Raw genomic sequence first — 16812 nt, 5'->3', positions numbered from 1 at the left:
CGATGTGCATGACGCACAAAATCCATTCAGCACTTAGAGTACAGTTGCGCCGCGCCGCCGCATTACACTGCGCGAGGCGCGTTGTGAGCGTCTACCGGGGAGAAGGCAGTGAAACTCTATGAAAAGCTCGCGGACGACATTGAAACGTTGATCCGCAAGGGCGTGTACCGGCCGGGTGATCGCGTGCCGTCGGTGCGCCAGGCGAGCCAGCAGCACCGCATCAGCATTACTACCGTGATTCGCGCGTATCTGCTGCTGGAGAGCCGTGGCGTGCTCGAAAGCCGTCCGCAATCGGGCTATTTCGTGAGCGTGCGCGTGAGCGAAGGCAGTGTGCAATCCGATGAATTGCGTCCGAGCCAGCCGATTGCCGTGTCGGCCACGGTGGACGTGAGCCGCCTCGTGCTCTCGACGCTACGCTCGATCGGCGCCGACGATGCCGTGCCGCTTGGCTCGCCGTATCCCGATCCGTTCTTGTTTCCGTATGAAAAGATCAATCGCTATGCGTCGGCCGTTGGGCGCAGGAGGGCGTTGTGGGGTGTGAACAACGCCTTGCCGCCGGGAAGCCCGGAGTTGCTTCGGCAAATTGCCCGGCGCTATCTCGAGAATGGCATGGCGGTGGACCCCAACGAGATCATCGTGACCGTGGGCGCGACCGAAGCCATGAATTTATGTTTGCAGGCCGTGGCGAAACCGGGCGACGTGATTGCCGTGGAATCGCCCACGTTCTACGCGATGCTGCACGCCATCGAGCGATCGGGCATGAAGGCGATCGAGGTCGCGACGCATCCCGAGTACGGCATGGACGTAGACGCGCTCGCGAAGATTCTCGAAACGGAAAAAGTGGCCGCCTGCATGGTGATGCCGAATTTCCAGAATCCGCTCGGCTTTCTGATGCCTGACGAACGCAAGCGCGAACTCGTCGAACTGCTCGCCAAAGCGGAGATTCCGGTTATCGAAAACGGCGTTTACAACGAGCTGTATTTTGGCGACTCGCATCCCACTACGCTGAAATCGTATGATAAACAAGGCATGGTGCTGCATTGCGGATCGTTTTCGAAAAGCCTCACCGCCGCGTATCGGATTGGCTGGGCGTTGCCGGGACGTTATCGCGATCAGGTCGAGAAACTGAAATTCCTGAATACGCTGACGACCTCGGTCGTTCCGCAACTCGCAATCGCCGAATATCTCGAACGCGACGGCTATGAGCATCATTTGCGGCGCGTTCGCAAGAATTACGCGCAGCAGGCCAATCTGATGAAGGCGATGGTCACGCGTTTCTTTCCGGCCGGCACGCGCATGTCGAGTCCGGCGGGCGGTTATGTGCTGTGGATTGAGCTGCCCGCGAAAGTCGATTCAATGAAGCTTTATCAGCTTGCACTGGCGCAGGGCATTACGATCGGGCCGGGCTATATGTTTTCGGTTTCGAACCATTATCGCAACTTCATTCGCCTCAACTACAGCAGCCCGTGGTCGCCGGAAATCGAACAGGCGATCATCACGGTCGGCAAGCTCGCGGCGTTTTGCGCAAAGTGAGCGCGCCGACCGGCTTAATGGATGACGACCGCATTGCGGCCCGCGTGCTTCGCGCGGTAAAGCGCGAGGTCGGCGGCGGCGAACGCAGCCTGGCTGTTTGCGCCTTCCAGCGCCGAGCGCTGCGTGAGCGCCGCGCCGACGCTCACGGTCACCACGCCCGCCGTGGAGTGCCGGTGCGCAATATCCAGTTGCATGACGCCACGCCGCAATTTTTCGAGGATGGCAGGCACCTCGCCGCGCGGCTGCCCGCTGAGCAGCATGCCGAATTCCTCGCCGCCCATACGACCCGCGATGACCTGATATTCGTCCGCCACGTCTTGCAGAACCGCGGCGACTTTCTGCAGACAGACGTCGCCCGCCGGATGACCGTAGGTGTCGTTGAATTGCTTGAACCAGTCGATATCGACCATGACGGCGGTGAGCCAGTCGCCGGGCTGGGCGTCGTGCCATTTCTGGCGAATGCTCTCCAGCATGAAGCGCCGGTTGAACAGGCGTGTCACGGGGTCGGTGGCGGTCGCGCAGCGTAGCTTCAGATCGTTCTCGATCATCGCGCGCAAATGCTCGAATACGTCGCGATGCGCGTCGGTCAGCAGGCGCGGTTCGGGGTCCATCGCACAGAGCGCGCCCACACGCTCGCCACCGGGCGCATGCAGCGGAATGGCCGCATAGAAGCGCACGAACGGCGCGTTGCTGACCAGCAGGCATTGCGTGAAGCGCGGGTCGCCGCGCGTGTCTTCCACCACGAACAACTGGTCGGATTCGATCACGTAGTTACTCAACGACTGCTTGCGCGGCACGGGATGCAGCACCACGCCGGCTTCGGCGCGATAGTGCTGATGCTCGGCGTCGAGCAGCAGTACCGCGGTGATCGACGCGCCCGTGACGGTCTTGAGAATGGCAGCGGCGTGACGGAAACACTCGCGCATGACCTGATCGTCGTGCAGGAGCCACTCGATAATCGGCGAGTCGCCGGACTCGCTAGCGCCAGTAAATTCCGCGCCGGTGAGGGCGGCGGCGAGGCGTTCGTCAGGGGAAAAGGCCAATGCGGGTTCCGTGGTGTGCCGTCAAGCACGGGTCAACGGCATTTTCCACGCAAACTTGAGTGCCCGAGTGCGGCGGACGTGTAAAAAATACGTGCCGAACCACGTTGATTCATATGATGAAATGCTGCGCGCGATGCTATTTGTGGATCATCGCCATGACCAGGAAGTGAAACGGCAGGGTCAGCAGGACGGTGGCGCCAAAACCGATGCCCCAGAGAATGGCAATCCACTTCAGATCGTGCAGAAAGCGCTGGCGGCGATTCCGCGACTCAGGTTTCATGGCCGACTCCCTTTGAAGGTCTGCAGGGGCATTATGGCATTGCCCTGCGCCGACGATCAATACGCGGTTCAGGGCGATGCACACGAGCGAAACGGAGCGGAAGACGGCAACCTTCAATGCAATCACTATTTGCATTCCTGATTAATTGATCAGGTTGCCGCTTTCCGGGCCGCATGATTTATCAGACTTCCGCTTTCTCGCGGCGCTCGAATGTCTCGGCCATAAAATCCTTCAACGTATCGACGATTTTGCGCACGCGCGCCGGTACGGGCCGTTGTGGACGAATCAGCAGATTGAGCGCGAGCGCCGGCACTTCCCAGGCGGGCAGCACATGCGCGAGACGACCTGCTTCGATGGCGGCGGTGGCCGCCGGTTCCTCCAGCACGCACAAGCCCGCGCCCGCAAGCACCATTTCGTACATCGGCCGCCAATGCGTGGTCTTGATCGTCGTGCGGATCGGCACGCTGTCGACGATGTCGCTGCCGAGCGCGAGCGGCAACTGGTTGGCGTCGAACGTGCCTTTCACGCGAATGAAATTGTGCTCCGCGAGTTGGGCCGGCGATTCGATGGCCGTGTGCCGCTCAAGATAGTCGGGCGAGGCCACCAGCAGACGGCGGATCTGACCGAGCGGCCAAGCAATATACGCGCCGTCCGCAAGTGGTCCGACGCGAAACGAAATATCCACGCCTTCGGTCACGAGATCGGCGATCTTGTCGTTCAGCACCAGTTCGATATCGAGGCGCGGATACAGATCGCGCACGCGTTTCAATCCTTCCGGCAAGATCGTTTCACCGAGGCAGTGCGGCGCAGCAATGCGGATCGTGCCCTTGACAATGTGCTCGTCGTTGGCCACTTCCGCTAATACCTGCTCCACGGCGCCGAGCACGAATTTGCTGCGTTCGAGAAAGAGGATGCCTTCCGGCGTACATTGAAACGTACGCGCATTGCGCAGCAGCAATTGGCAGCCGAGATACTTCTCCAGCCGTTCGATCCGTTCGCGCACGGCAGGCTGGCCGATGTCCAGATCGCGCGCGGCGCCCGACATGCTGCCGCGTTCGACCACTCTCACGTAGATCCGCATGGCTTCCAGCAGGTTCACGCGCCGCTCCTTGCCGTTTGCGGCGACAAGGCGCGCGTGCGCGCCGGCCATCGGCACCATTGACACCATCGACAGATCGATCCTTTCATTCGTTGCGCTCCTGATTCGGGGCGTCGCGCGACTGGATGCGACGCCATCATGTGTCACAGGTTAAAAGGACACAGTGAGTCGCGGAATGCACAAATCCGGGCGGTTGATGAGAGTACAGTTTGAACGCCGGCTTTTGCAGCTTTGCGTCGAGGCTCAGCGCTTTGTATGCCGGGTGCTATGCTCGATCAGCGAATCAAGCGGCGTATGTGCAGTGCGCGTTCATCGACTGAAAGCAATTTGTAGGATGATTTTCGGTTATGGATCAGTCGAATGGATGGCCGCGTAGTGAGCGCGCGGTTCAATCGCGTGACGCACTGGACCACCGCCTTGGTCTTTTCTTCGGAGAATCGACATGACCGGACAGACACTGAGCGCAGCGTTCATCGAAGAGCAACGCAAGCGCTTGCTGGAGATGCAACGCGACGTGCTGGGCAGCGAGGAAAACACCATTGGCGCGGAACGCGACAGGGAAGAAGCGACTGGTGCGGAGGCCGAGGAATACGAAGACGACGCCCAGAAGATGGAGCAGGATATCGCGAATCAGGCGCTGCGCAATGTGAATCAGCAGCGTATTGCCGATATTCAACGCGCGCTGGAAAAAATTGCCGACGGCACGTATGGCTTTTCCGATGAGAGCGGCGATCCCATTCCCATCGAGCGGCTGAAAGCGCTGCCCGAAGCGGTAGTGACGGTGCAGGAGCAAAGTGTGCGCGACGCCCGGCAGTAAGTGCCGTCGGAAACCGTTCGCACGGATGTTGGGGCTGGCGGGATCGAGACGTCGCGCAAGACCGCGTGGTCTCGAACCGCTCAGGTCAGCGTGTCAGGCGACCGCGCTGACCGGCTCGTCAAACAGTTCGAGCAACTCTTGCATGGTTGCTCGCGGCGCCGCTCGCCAGAGTGCGCCATAGACGATCTCGCTGTATAGCTCGATGCCTTCGGGGGAACGTGCATCGATCTGTCGTGACTCCACCACAAGGTCGAACAGTTTCGTTGCGGTGCGGATGATGCTGCCAGCTTGTGCGTGGGCGATTGTTGTATTCATCCCTGCACGTATCGGCAAATAAATCGAAAACTTGAGCATGCCGGTGTTTCGGCCTATTCGAAACAGCGACCTTTCTTCGTGTCAAGATAATCGTCTCGCACCGACGACTGCAATGATGACTCTGCCTTGCCGTAAGGTTCTCTTAAGTCGGGCCCCTATAGCTTAGAGCGTTTCCATGGACGTTGCGTCCGCCTGGAGGCTCCTCTTGACTACCACCACCGAGAAACCGCTGCTGGAAGCGGCAAGCAAGGTTCCGGCTCTCACGCTGGGCTTCTGGATCATCAAGATCGCTGCAACCACGCTGGGCGAGACGGGCGGCGACTGGGTCACCATGTCGTTGAATCTCGGTTATCTCGTGGGCACGCTGATTTTTCTCGCGGCATTCGTCGTGCTCGTTTCCGCACAGGTACGCGCGTATCAATTCAGCGCTGCGCTTTACTGGGCCACGATTGTGGCGACCACGACGCTGGGCACGACGCTCGCCGACTTCTGCGATCGCTCGCTCGGCATCGGCTATCCGGGCGGCGTGGCGATTATCGTGGCGCTGCTCGTCTTGAGTCTCGCGATCTGGTATCGCAGCGAAGGCACCGTGTCGATCGAGAGCGTGAATACGCCCCGCGTCGAATGGTTTTACTGGACCACGATTCTCTTTTCGCAAACGCTCGGCACCGCGCTCGGCGACTGGGTTGCGGGCGACGATCGCGGTGGCCTCGGTCTCGGCTTCGAAGTCGGTGCGGCCATCTTCGGCGCGGCGCTGGTCGTCGTGGGATTGTTGTGGCTGTGGCGTGGCGTGTCGCGCACCGCGTTGTTCTGGGCCGCATTCGTGCTGACGCGCCCGCTTGGCGCGACGCTCGGTGATCTGCTCGACAAACCGGTGGCGCAAGGCGGCCTGCATTTTAGCCGGCTGTACGCTTCCGTCATTTTGCTGGTCTTTATCGTGCTTTGCGTGGCCTTCATTCCGCAGCGCGCCGCAAACCGTTCTCCCTCTGCGTAATTCTTTCCTCCTCGCGGTCCGCTTCTCGCTGTTCGATCCCATCGTTACCGCCATGCGCATTCACGGCGCATGGCGCGAATCTACGCCTTGACAAAGCCCCCCGGCGCCTTCTATTTTTCCCTTGCCATCCTCATTACAAAATATTTCATCCGGGGAAGACTTCCACGGGCAATGACCTTGCCCGTGCTATGCATTGCAGATGCATAGTATTCCTGATGATATTCAATTCAATTAATTGAATGAATAGCGTCAGGGATGGAAAGCAGAATGTCAGCCGCCGCGCACCGCTCGCTTCCATGCGAATACGAGGCGCCTCTCACACGCCTGCCGGGCGCAAGCGGCTTTCGCGTAGCGCATTGATATTCGAAGGGGCAATAATGAAATCAGACGGCAGCTCCGGCTTGCTTCACTCCCGTATTTTTGCCATGCGCAGTGCGAGCGCGTTATGTATCGCCGCGCTGATGCTCGCGGGATGCGGCGGCGATAGTGGTTCGGGTGCATCCGCAACGGCCTTTAAACAGGTGTCGGCGAATGCGCAGGATGCAAGCCAATCTTCCGCGGCCAACCGGCCTTATTCCGATCCCGTTGCGTATTCGCTCAACGCGGGCGACGGCCTCGCGCCGACGCAAGTCGCGGAACGGTCCGCGGTCATGCATTACCAGTGGACCTCGGGCAGCACCACGATCAACTACACCACGACAACCGGCCACTTAACGGCGCGAGATACAAAAGGCAATGCTGAAGCGAGCATGTCTTACGTGGCGTACACCGCGCCGAGCACCAACGGTTCGCCGCGCCCCGTCACCTTCGTGTATAACGGCGGCCCGGGTTCGTCGTCGATCTGGCTGCGGCTCGGTTCGTTCGCGCCCACGCGCGTGGCCACGCCCGATCCGCTCATGACGAACTGGCCGAATTATCCGCTCGTCGATAATACGGAAAGCCTGATCGACACCACGGACATGGTCTTTATCGATCCGCCGGGAACGGGTTTGTCGGAAGCGATTCTGCCGAATACGAACCAGAAGTTCTGGGGCTGCGATCCGGACGTGAACGTCATGCGCGATTTCATTCAGCGCTATCTGGCGGTGAACAATCGCAGCGCGTCGCCCATATATCTTTACGGCGAATCGTACGGTACGCCGCGGACGGACATGCTCGCGCTTGCGCTGGAGGCGTCGGGCGTGAAATTGACGGGCATCGTGCTGCAATCGGCAATTCTCAACTATTACGCCGATGCCATCGAAGCCACGGCGATCGAGAATTCCACCGCGGGTTTGGCGCTCGACACCGATACGCTCGCGGGCTATTACCCCGGCTACGCGGAAGTGGCGGCGTATTTCAATCTGGCTTCACCACGTCTGATCGATCAGGGACTGTTCGCGCAGCAATCGGAAATTTTCGCAACCGGCCAGTACAACCATTTCAAGAAGTACGCGCAAACCTGGGTGTTGAGTCAGTTGGGCATTCCCGATGCGCTGGGCACACCGGTCTTGCCGCCCACGCGCACACTGGAGTCGTGGCAGTGGCCGTCGAGTCTGACGATGCAGGGCTTGCAGGGTTACTTCAATACGAACCCCTTTAACAACGCGATGATTCCCGGCACCACGATCGGCCGTTACGACGGACGTGTTTCGCTGCCGAATTCCGATCCGCGTCTGCAGGCCGATAGCGACCCGTCGGATATTCTGATTTCGCAGCCGTTCACCACCGCGCTCGCGACGCAGATGCCCGATTATCTCGGCTACACCGCGCCGAACGCGACCTATATGCCGCTGAACGACGCGATCATTCAGGTCTGGGATTTTTCGCACGACGGCGAGACCTTGCCGGACACCTTGCCCGATCTGGTCGGCGCGATCAAACTGAATCCGAACTTGAAGGTGCTCTCGGAGAACGGCTATCACGATCTCGCGACGCCGTTCTTCAATACGGAAAAGCAGCTCGCGCGATTGCAGACGGTGGCGGGTTTGAGCCCGAATTTGCAGGTGAATTTTTTCCCCGGCGGCCACATGATTTATCTCGACGACGTTGCGCGGCCGAAAATGAAAGCCGATCTGGTCAATTACTACGCGGGGCAGCCGATTCCTTTGGCGCTCTCGCTCTGGACGTTGCCCGCGCCGTGGTCGGATGAAAGTTCAGGCAGTACCCCGACTACCACGGCCACAACGACGGCTACCGAAACGGCGCAAACCGCTACGTTGCAGTAACGCTCAGCACCGGTCGTCGGCGCACGCGCGCGAGGACCGGTTCTTCATCTATTGAAAGCGAGTGATCATGTCTTTATTCGACAAGCTCTGCTGCATCGTGCCGCTCGTCGTGTGCGCGGCCGCCGTCAACGCTCAGGCGGCCACGCAATCCGTGGCGCCCGTGCAGCTTCCGCAAGGCGCACATGGCGTCGATGGGCCGTTTTTCCCGTCGAACCGTCCCGCGCCTGTGACGCCCACCACGGGCACGCAATTGCAGGACGCGGCGCAATCGCGTATCGAAGCGCGGCTCGGCGCGAATGCCTCGCTCAGTAACGGCGCGTCGATTACGAAAACCCAGGCGCAAGACAGCGGACTCGGTTATATCGCGCAGCATTTCGATCAGATCGACACGGCGCATACGGGCCGCGTGTCGATGAGCGATGTACGGACGTATCTGCAAAAGCAGCAGCGTCAGTAAGCATTGCAGTTCGGACTGGGTTTAACGCGGGCACGACGCGCGTGCGTAATTCAGGGTGAAGAAGGCGTTGCGCACGCGTAATTGCTCGCGAGATTCAGATTGCCCTTGCCGAGATAACGCGGATACGCGGGATAGCGGCACAAAGGCCGCGTGCGTCCGTTCGTGTCCTGCGCGATATCGGTGGTCACGAGCGTATCCGGCGCGTTGCCTCGCGAAACCCAGTCGTCGAGCGCGCCGATCAGATCGACGGACGGAATGAACACGCCATTGCCGTGCTGATAACCCGGCACCATGTAGAGCCGCATGAAACTGTCCACGCGCGCCTGGCCGTAACGCGCGACGAGGCCTTCATACCAGGCGATGGTCTGATTCGGGCTGATGACTTCGTCGGCGAGTCCGTGCAGCGTGATGAGCTTGCCGCCGCGCGCGATGTAATGCGCGATGTCCGGATTCATCGCGCCGATGGTCGCCGAAAGCGTGGCAAGCCGCTGCTGATAACGGCCCGGACGCATCACGTCGAAGTTCGACGAATCGAAGGTCGGGTCGTGCGTAACGAAGTATTTGAGGTAGGCATCGCCTTGTGCGTAGAGATAACCGTTCGCGCGAAACGTGAGTTGCGAACTGCGCTCGGGCGAATGCGCAAGCCCGAGCAGGCTCGTGAAGCGCGTGCCCTGAAACACGTTGTAGCCGCGATAACGGTCGACATTCCAGGCGAGCGCGTACGGCAGATGCAGGCCGTCGCGCAGTTTTAGCAGCGTCGCGAGTTGCGGCGGCGTGAGGCAATCGTCGGCAGAAACGGACGGCGCGGCCGATGCAAGAGCATCGGCGGGACAGCGCAGCGAGTCGATGATTTTCGGCTCCAGCGCGCGGCAGGCTTCGACGTTGCTGATAATGCCGTCGCTGGCGCCGTCGAGCGTGTCGCACGCCTGCATCGTGCGCTCGTAGACGCGTTCGAGCAAAGCGGGCGGCACGAAGCCGCCGGGCACGCGATATTCGAGCCGCCCGAGTTCCACGCCGATCAATCTCACGCCCGAAAAATTCAGTGCAGGCGAATTGGCGATCACGCCGTCGTAATCGTCGGGATAGCGCTGGATGACCGTGTAGCCTTCGCGTCCGCCGGTCGATCCGCCGGCGAAATACATGTGCTCCGGCGCGCGTCCGTAGCCGCGTTCGATCAGCGCGAGCGCCACGTCGTGGGTTTTCTTCAGATGTGCATAGCCGAAGTTGACCACGGCTTCGTCGAGCAGGCCGAAGGTCGCGACCGAGGCGTCGCCGTTGTGGCCGGAGTCGTCGCCGAACGTGGCGTAGCCGCGCGCGAGCGGCGCGCGGTCCGGCGAGAACGGCATCGGTCCGGTGCCGGTGACGACTACGCCGCTATAACCGCCGCCGCCAAATTGCAGCGCGCGGCCATTCCAGCGGCTCGGCAGATTCACTTCGAAGCGGATGTCCGGCGTGCCCGCCGTCTGTGCGCGGATCACGCCGGTCAGGCGGCAGAAGTCCCCGTTGAGGTTGCCGTTGGCCGTGGCGGGAATCATCGTGGCGGTTTGCACGAGCGCGCCGTTGGTCGGCAGGCCGATGGCGGCAGGCGGCAGCAGCGCGCCCGCGAGATCGGCGCAGTGCAGCGGCAGGTCGGGCGCGTGCTGGGCGTGCGCGATGCCGCTCGCGAGGAACGTGAGCGCCGCGCAGGCGGCCGCGTGGAAAGGAACGCTACGCGCGATCGCCCGGGACGGTTTCATCGCTCCATGAGGTAGTGGGTCGTGTCGGGAAGTGCGGCGGCGCGCGGCTCGCCTGACGGTCGCCGCGCGCAAGACCGCCAATATGACATAGATCGGCGGCGCGTTTGCAGGAAGAAGCCATCTTCAACGCGTTGGCCTGCGCGAGAAAATCAGATAGCTGAGCACCGCAAGCGTGCAGACCGCGAGGCCGCCGTACAGCATCAGCGTGTTGAAACCGGCTTCGAGCGCGGCACGGGCTGTCGTTTCGAAATACGGTTCAAAATGCGTTTCAAAATCAGCGTGGCCGATCGAGCCGTCGCCCGGCGTGAAATTGCCCGCCGCCACGCGCGCGGCCAGCGCCTGCCACGACACCGCCTGCGCCGCGCCGCCGAGCGCGTCCTGCAGATGGCGCGCGACGCTCGCGACAAGCAGCGATCCCATCAGCGCGATGTTGATGGCGAGCGTCACCATGCGCGCGCTCATGTCGATGCCCGAGGCCATGCCCGCGCGGTCCGCCGAGACCGAACCGGTCGTCGTGTTCGTGACCGGCGTGTTGGTGACGCCGAGCCCCGCACCCGCGACGAGGCAGCCGGGCAGCACGGCCAGCGCGTGGCCGTGGCCGAAGGCGCTGCCCGCGCGCATCAGCAGGAAGCCCAAGCCGATCGTGAAGAGGCCCGCCGGAATCGCGCGCGCGGGCTGCAAGCGCAGCGCGAGGCGCTCGCCGATGGGCGGGAACACGAGCGTCGGCAGCGTGTAGGCGAGCAGCGACAGTCCGGAGGCCAGCGGGCCTTCGCGCAACACGCTCTGGAAATAGATCGGCAAATAAATGATGAATGGCCAGAAGCTGAAGTTCATGCCGACCGAGCCGAGCAGCGCGCCCGAAAAGCTGCGGATTCTGAAAACCGAGAAGTCGAACATCGGATGCGCGGCGCGCAATTCGATCGCGACGAACGCCGCGAAACTGGCGGCGCTCGCGGCCAGCACGCTCAGCGCCGGCACGCTGAAAAAGCCGATATCCGCGCCTTGCGTGATGGTCCAGACGAAGCCGAACACCGCCGCCGACAGCGTGACCATGCCCGCGATGTCGAGCTTGCGCGCCTGCGGGTCGCGCGATTCGCGCACGCCGGCGAGCGCGAGGCCGAGCGTCGCCACGGCGATCGCCACATGCACCCAGAACACCCATTTCCAGCTCGACAGCGCCACGATCGCGCCGCCCACCAGCGGGCCGAATCCGAGGCCGATGCCGAGCACGATCCCCCACGCGCTGAATGCCCGTGCGCGCGCCGCGCCTTGCGGAAACTGATGCGAGAGCACGGCCACGAGGCAGATGAGCATCGCGCCGCCGCTCGCGCCTTGCACGAAGCGGCTCGCGATCAGCGCCGCCGTGCTCGACGCCAGTCCGCACAGCCAGGACGCCGCGCCGAACAGCACGATGGTGACGACGAACACGCGCTTGCGGCCGAAGCGGTCGGCGAGCGTGCCGGTCGCCATCAGCACGGTCGTGCACGCGAGCGTGTAGGCGTTCATGATCCATTGCATCTGCTTGAAGTCGCCGTGCAGCACGACTTCGAGCGTCGGCAGGATCATCGGCACGCTCGAAATTTCGAGCGAAAACATCATGGCCGCGAGGCAGACGGCGATCAGCGCGAGGGTGTTCCGGCGCATCTGGGTGGGGCGCAGCGGGTCATGGTTTTCGCGGGCGAGGTCTTGCCCGAGTTCGGATAGCTGCATGTGGGAACTCCAGGTGAGCGGGGGAGATTCGCGTGTCGTCGAATCGGCTACACTCAGTTTATGGGAATGAAATTCCCGTATTGACGCGTTTGTGTCCCTATCAGGATTCCCATGAGGAACCAATGAACGACAAACTGGATGGTGTTGCGACCTTCGTGCAGGTCGTGGAGGCGGGCAGCTTCGCGCTGGCGGCCGAGCGGCTGAATCTCACGCGCTCGGCGGTCGGCAAGGCCATTACGCGGCTGGAAACGCGGCTGGGCGTGCGCCTGCTTCATCGCAGCACGCGTAGCCAGACGCTGACGACCGAAGGGCAGTGCTATTACGAGCGCTGCGTGCGCGCGCTCGCGGAACTCGACGACGCCGAAGCCTCATTCGACATCAGCCGCGTGGAGCCGGGCGGGCGGCTGCGCGTGAGCGTGCCCGAGGCTTTCGGGCATTGGTGCGTCGCGCCGGTGCTGCTCGATCTCGCGCAGCAGTATCCGCAATTGCAGATCGATCTGTCTTTCACGGACCGCTATACCGATCTGATCGAAGAGGGGGTGGATCTTGCCGTGCGCATCGGCGAGTTGCGCGACAGCACCACGCTGGCGGCGCGCCATCTGGGCACGCAGCACATCGTGATCGCCGCGGCGCCCGCGTATCTGGCGCAACACGGCACGCCCGCCAGTCTCGCCGATCTCGCGGATCACACCGGCATCGCCTATTCGCGCGCGGGCGTGATCGCACCGTGGGACGCGCGCGGCCCGAACGCGCAGACGCAGCCCGTGCGTATCCGCACGCAGATCAGCATGGACGATGTGCAGGCGATCGCGAGCGCCGCCATCGACGGTCATGGGTTGGCGTGGCTGCCTTGCTGGCTGGTCGCGCGTCATCTGGCGAGCGGCGCGCTCGTGCCGGTCCTCGACAGCTATCGCGTGCGTTCGCAGGAAATCTATGCGGTGTGGCCGCAGGTGCGGAACCTGCGCGCGAAGACGCGCGTGGCCATCGACGCCTTGAGGGCGCGCATTCCGGAGATGATTGGCACCTGATTCGATCGGGCAGCGTGGCAGCGCGGGCGCGAAAAATGCGCTTTTGCCCAGCGCGCATACGGTGCGCTTTCGTCGGAGAACTACGTTGCTAATAAATTTTCCATCCGGACCCGCATTCTGGACGACGAACCGGACCATTGCGTTCGCGGCATTCGTCGATGGCGTCGAGGTGATCTGCGAGTTGTCGCTCGAAGCCATAGAAGAGCATTTCGGTGCGAGCCGTTCGCGTCGCGACAGCATGATCGCCGCGTTCGACCGTCATCGCAGCCGCATCGAAGCGGTGGCGCAACGCGTCATTCCGCAGCGTCTCGCGGCGGGACGGTGTCCGCTGTTTTCTCGCGACTTTTATTGAATGACCCGAATCACGCGAATGTGGGGAAGGGAGCGAGCGCGCCGCGCGCATCCCGGCGCGCGGCGCGTCGATTCACGAGAAATCGCCGGGTTCGAGCTCGAGCGACTGACCGCCATTCTTCGAGAGCGCATGGCGTGCCGCGCGCTCAATGGTGGGCCGATTGGCGTCGAACGCACTCAATAGCGAACTCGACGACGTGCCTTCATTGCCGAAGCGTGTATTGAGCGCGTCCATCGACACGCTGCACCAGACCGGCCTGTCGTCGACATGCGCTTCGAACGCAATGCGCGCAGCCGCCACGCTATGACGTCGATTCGTAAACTCGATTCTCATCTCGATCCTCCGTGAAGTTTGGCGTAGTGAAAATGCCCGGCGCCAATCCTCTGCGGATTGGCCGGGCCTGTCTGGCGCAGCAAGGTGCAGTCCTGCCGGTCCTTGCATGACTTGCCACGCGAAACGCTGTTACGTCCTCGGTGTACTTCATTATGCGCGAGAAAAAAATTCGCGCACTGCGTGTCTTTCAGCTCTACGAATCGTAGGCGTTCGCGCGGCATATGTCAGTTTTTATCGATGAAGGTAATTTCGACTTTGTCGGTAAAAACATACCGGCAAACATAGCGGCGCTCATTATGGTTCGAGCCGGGTTCGGCGTTTGCACAGGTGAGTGTGTGCCATGCACGACAACCGTGACGGAGGACATCATGACCAGCACACTCGACCCCGACAACGACAACGCAGGCGAAGAGACGCCGCCCGTCGCGCCCGGACACGATATCGAATCGCTCGGACCCGGCGACTCCTCGGATAGCGGCAGCGATACGATCGGCGCGAAGCGCCACGAATTCGACCGCGATACGGAGCTCGACAATCACGCGCTCGAATTAGGCGCGGATGAAGAACGCAGCGACACCGACCGAAGCGGCACGGGCGAACGCGCGTCCGCCGACGGCGACGAAACCCTGCGTCCTGATGATGATGTATTGCCCGATCGCATCGAAGGTCCGGAAGACATTTAGCCTCGACGGATGACGCGCAGGCAGTTCTCATCGACACAAGGAAAAGGAAAACGCACGAGCGATGTCGGAAGAAGCATTGTGGTTTTTGCTGGTCGGCGTGCTGCTGATGTTCGTGGCGCTCGCGCGCGGGCCGATCGCGCGCCTGCCGCTCACGGGTGCGATGATTTATCTCGCGGTGGGCGTCGTGGTCGGACCAGGCGTGCTGGGTCTCGTTCACGCCGATCTTGCCGACAACGCGTCCACGCTTGCGGTGCTGGCCGAAGCCGGGCTCGTGATCTCGCTGTTTTCGGTGGGCATGCATTTGCGCGTGCGTCTGCTCGATCCGCTCTGGATCTTGCCGCTGCGGCTCGGCGTGCTCGCGATGGCGATCAGCGTCGCGTTGATGTTCGGCTTCGGCCTTGCGATGGGCGCCGCGCCTGGCGTTGCGCTATTTCTCGCCGCCGCTTTGGCGCCGACCGATCCGGTGCTTGCCAACGAATTGCGCGTGCAGGAAGCGGGCGACGCGGAACCTGTGCGCTTCGCACTGTCCGGCGAAGGCGGACTCAACGACGGCGCGGCCTTGCCGTTCGCCTTGCTCGGCCTCGCGTTGTGCGGCGTCCACGTCACGGGCATGGCGAACGCGGCGACCTTCGCGCTCTCGCTCGTCTGGGGCGTTGCGGGGGCGCTGCTGGTCGGCGCGGTGCTGGCCACGCTGTGCGTGCGCCTCGTTTTTCATCTGCGTACGCGTTATGGCGAAGCGGTGGGTCTCGATGGCTTCATCGCTATCGGGCTCATGTCGGTCGCGTATGGCACCGCGTTGCTGCTGCACGCGTATGCGTTCGTGGCGGTGTTCGCGGCGGGCGTGGCGCTGCGCCACGAGGAATTGCGCGCGACCGGCGAGCGACGGCCCGCCGAGACGCTGGAGACCATTCAGCTTGGCGAGCGCGTGGAGGCCGCGAAAGATCCGCAGCGTGCGCACGTGTTGCTCGCGGAGAGCATGACGGGTTTCACGCTCGAAATCGAGCGCTTCGCCGAATTATCCGTACTGCTGATTATTGGCTGTGTGGTGTCGGCGCACTGGCGCGAGATGCTCGATTGGCGCGCGGTCTCGTTCGCGCTCGTGCTGGTGTTCGTGGTGCGTCCGCTTGCCGTGCTGGTGTCGATGATCGGCGCGCGTGCCGACTCGCGGCAGCGCTGCCTGATGGCCTGGATGGGGATTCGCGGCGTGGGCGCGTTCTATTACGCGGTCTGGGGACTGGCCGAAGCGGGCGATGTGCTGCGCCCCGTGCTGCCCGCGGCGCTCGACGCCATCGTCATCTCCGTGTTGCTGCATGGATCGACGGCGGGCTATGTGCTGGGCCGCTACTATCGGCATGAGGATGCACGGCGTGCACGCGAGCGGGCGCGTGGAAAAGCGGCGGCCTGAGCGCGCCGCTTGTTTTGATGCCTGGTCTTATCCGTGCGCTTATCCGTGCGAATCCACCCACGCGCGCGCCCAGGAGAGCCCGGCGTCCTGCGCTTCCTGCTCGGTGTCGAAGGTGCCGAGTATGCCGGACGCTTCGACCAGCTTGAGGTCGAGCGTGATGGTGCCGCTTCCCGCATAGCGCTCGGGTGCGAGCAGTTCTTCCTGCTGCGCGATGGCATGTCCCCACAGGACATAGCCCTTGTATCGCTCTTGTTCCATCAGCGCGTCGCCTTGCGGGGTGGGGTGGATAAGCCACCATTTTAAGGGAAATAGCGGGTCCGCAGGCGGGCGGCGATGCTGCGCTGCGATTTTGTGGCTAAAGTCGCAGCGCGGGATTATTGCAGCGTTATTTTTCGCTCAGCGACTTCAGCCGGTTCAACCCCGCGCGGTAGAGCACTGAGTAATGCCCAACAAGTGAATCCGCGTGGTGCGCATCGATCGGCTCGAAGCGGCTGGCCCACGTCACGGTCGTACGGTTTGCGTCGATACGCCGCGCCGACACCTCGGCCTCATAGCCCGTCACCGGATCGGGGCCTTCGACAATCGCATAGCGATAGAAGCGCTCCGTGTCGCTGTGCTCGAGTAGCGCTTCGACGATGATCGCGCCGTCGATCGCTTCGAGGTGGCGCAGACGCCCGTCGTCCGAAAGCCGCGACGAGCGCACGAATTCAAGCCAGCCGGGCAGGCCGTCGAAGTTGCCCAGCAAGGCCCAGACCGATTCCACGGGCGCGTCGATATCGACGGATACGCTCACGCTTGCCATCATTTTTCCTTTGAGAAT

The 16812-nt window shown here is 62.4% G+C and carries 18 protein-coding genes; 9 read left to right on the top strand and 9 right to left on the bottom strand.

The window, feature by feature from the left end:
* The first annotated feature begins 108 nt into the window (after positions 1-108).
* Positions 109-1533, top strand: a complete 1425-nt coding sequence (locus tag SB764_RS25850; protein WP_110327694.1) for a PLP-dependent aminotransferase family protein — start codon at positions 109-111, stop codon at positions 1531-1533.
* Between the two features lie 14 nt (positions 1534-1547).
* On the opposite strand, the gene SB764_RS25845 is transcribed toward SB764_RS25850, so the two are convergent.
* The 3 genes from SB764_RS25845 to SB764_RS25835 form a co-directional block, all read right to left on the bottom strand.
* A complete protein-coding gene (locus SB764_RS25845; protein ID WP_231957531.1) occupies positions 1548-2576 on the bottom strand; it encodes a sensor domain-containing diguanylate cyclase in 1029 nt (342 codons plus the stop codon).
* A gap of 136 nt (positions 2577-2712) precedes the next feature.
* The gene (locus SB764_RS25840) at positions 2713-2982 is read right to left on the bottom strand and encodes a hypothetical protein (protein ID WP_156773729.1); all 270 of its coding nucleotides are present in this window, start codon (positions 2980-2982) and stop codon (positions 2713-2715) included.
* 55 nt (positions 2983-3037) lie between these two features.
* Positions 3038-3955 (bottom strand): LysR family transcriptional regulator, encoded by a 918-nt coding sequence (locus tag SB764_RS25835; RefSeq protein ID WP_410865559.1) that lies wholly within the window; start codon positions 3953-3955, stop codon positions 3038-3040.
* Positions 3956-4397: 442 nt separating this feature from the next.
* On the opposite strand from SB764_RS25835, the gene SB764_RS25830 reads away from it, so the two are divergent.
* A complete protein-coding gene (locus SB764_RS25830) occupies positions 4398-4772 on the top strand; it encodes a TraR/DksA family transcriptional regulator (RefSeq protein WP_074985300.1) in 375 nt (124 codons plus the stop codon).
* A 93-nt stretch (positions 4773-4865) separates the two neighbouring features.
* Here SB764_RS25830 and SB764_RS25825 read toward each other — a convergent pair whose 3' ends face one another.
* On the bottom strand, positions 4866-5126 hold the full coding sequence (locus tag SB764_RS25825; protein ID WP_176081074.1) for a hypothetical protein: 261 nt from the start codon (positions 5124-5126) through the stop codon (positions 4866-4868).
* A 166-nt stretch (positions 5127-5292) separates the two neighbouring features.
* Here SB764_RS25825 and SB764_RS25820 point away from each other — a divergent pair, with 166 nt between their 5' ends.
* From SB764_RS25820 to SB764_RS25810, 3 genes are all read left to right on the top strand, one after another.
* Entirely contained in the window at positions 5293-6081 is a 789-nt protein-coding gene (locus SB764_RS25820; RefSeq protein WP_065059715.1) for a hypothetical protein, read from the top strand.
* Between the two features lie 377 nt (positions 6082-6458).
* Positions 6459-8288, top strand: a complete 1830-nt coding sequence (locus SB764_RS25815) for a S10 family serine carboxypeptidase-like protein (protein ID WP_065059714.1) — start codon at positions 6459-6461, stop codon at positions 8286-8288.
* Positions 8289-8355: 67 nt separating this feature from the next.
* On the top strand, positions 8356-8745 hold the full coding sequence (locus SB764_RS25810) for a 2-oxoglutarate dehydrogenase (protein WP_321866801.1): 390 nt from the start codon (positions 8356-8358) through the stop codon (positions 8743-8745).
* A gap of 50 nt (positions 8746-8795) precedes the next feature.
* Here SB764_RS25810 and SB764_RS25805 read toward each other — a convergent pair whose 3' ends face one another.
* Both SB764_RS25805 and SB764_RS25800 read right to left on the bottom strand, forming a co-directional pair.
* The gene (locus SB764_RS25805; RefSeq protein ID WP_410865460.1) at positions 8796-10481 is read right to left on the bottom strand and encodes a tannase/feruloyl esterase family alpha/beta hydrolase; all 1686 of its coding nucleotides are present in this window, start codon (positions 10479-10481) and stop codon (positions 8796-8798) included.
* Between the two features lie 123 nt (positions 10482-10604).
* Positions 10605-12191, bottom strand: coding sequence for an MFS transporter (locus SB764_RS25800; RefSeq protein WP_410865458.1), 1587 nt, complete (start codon positions 12189-12191; stop codon positions 10605-10607).
* A 122-nt stretch (positions 12192-12313) separates the two neighbouring features.
* Here SB764_RS25800 and SB764_RS25795 point away from each other — a divergent pair, with 122 nt between their 5' ends.
* Together SB764_RS25795 and SB764_RS25790 are read left to right on the top strand one after the other, a co-directional pair.
* Entirely contained in the window at positions 12314-13219 is a 906-nt protein-coding gene (locus SB764_RS25795) for a LysR family transcriptional regulator (protein WP_410865456.1), read from the top strand.
* A gap of 85 nt (positions 13220-13304) precedes the next feature.
* Positions 13305-13571, top strand: coding sequence for a DUF1488 domain-containing protein (locus SB764_RS25790; RefSeq protein ID WP_065059710.1), 267 nt, complete (start codon positions 13305-13307; stop codon positions 13569-13571).
* Positions 13572-13643: 72 nt separating this feature from the next.
* Here the strand turns inward: SB764_RS25790 and SB764_RS25785 are convergent, their stop codons facing one another.
* Positions 13644-13904: a DUF1488 domain-containing protein gene (locus SB764_RS25785; RefSeq protein ID WP_065059709.1), complete on the bottom strand. Its 261-nt coding sequence runs from the start codon at positions 13902-13904 to the stop codon at positions 13644-13646.
* Positions 13905-14125: 221 nt separating this feature from the next.
* Between SB764_RS25785 and SB764_RS25780 the strand changes: the two genes are divergently transcribed.
* Together SB764_RS25780 and SB764_RS25775 are read left to right on the top strand one after the other, a co-directional pair.
* Entirely contained in the window at positions 14126-14587 is a 462-nt protein-coding gene (locus tag SB764_RS25780) for a hypothetical protein (RefSeq protein WP_373681620.1), read from the top strand.
* A 61-nt stretch (positions 14588-14648) separates the two neighbouring features.
* Positions 14649-15992, top strand: a complete 1344-nt coding sequence (locus tag SB764_RS25775; protein WP_110327691.1) for a cation:proton antiporter — start codon at positions 14649-14651, stop codon at positions 15990-15992.
* 39 nt (positions 15993-16031) lie between these two features.
* On the opposite strand, the gene SB764_RS25770 is transcribed toward SB764_RS25775, so the two are convergent.
* Both SB764_RS25770 and SB764_RS25765 read right to left on the bottom strand, forming a co-directional pair.
* A complete protein-coding gene (locus SB764_RS25770) occupies positions 16032-16250 on the bottom strand; it encodes a hypothetical protein (RefSeq protein ID WP_065059707.1) in 219 nt (72 codons plus the stop codon).
* A gap of 127 nt (positions 16251-16377) precedes the next feature.
* Positions 16378-16794 carry an SRPBCC family protein gene (locus SB764_RS25765; RefSeq protein ID WP_074985289.1) on the bottom strand — a complete coding sequence of 139 codons (417 nt, stop codon included), beginning with the start codon at positions 16792-16794 and terminating at the stop codon, positions 16378-16380.
* Positions 16795-16812: the final 18 nt, after the last annotated feature.

Source organism: Paraburkholderia sp. SIMBA_027 (genome assembly GCF_046535315.1).
GTDB classification, from domain to species: Bacteria; Pseudomonadota; Gammaproteobacteria; order Burkholderiales; family Burkholderiaceae; genus Paraburkholderia; species Paraburkholderia tropica.
The sequence above is the reverse complement of the archived record's forward strand: the minus strand, read 5'-3'. Positions and strand labels throughout refer to the sequence as shown.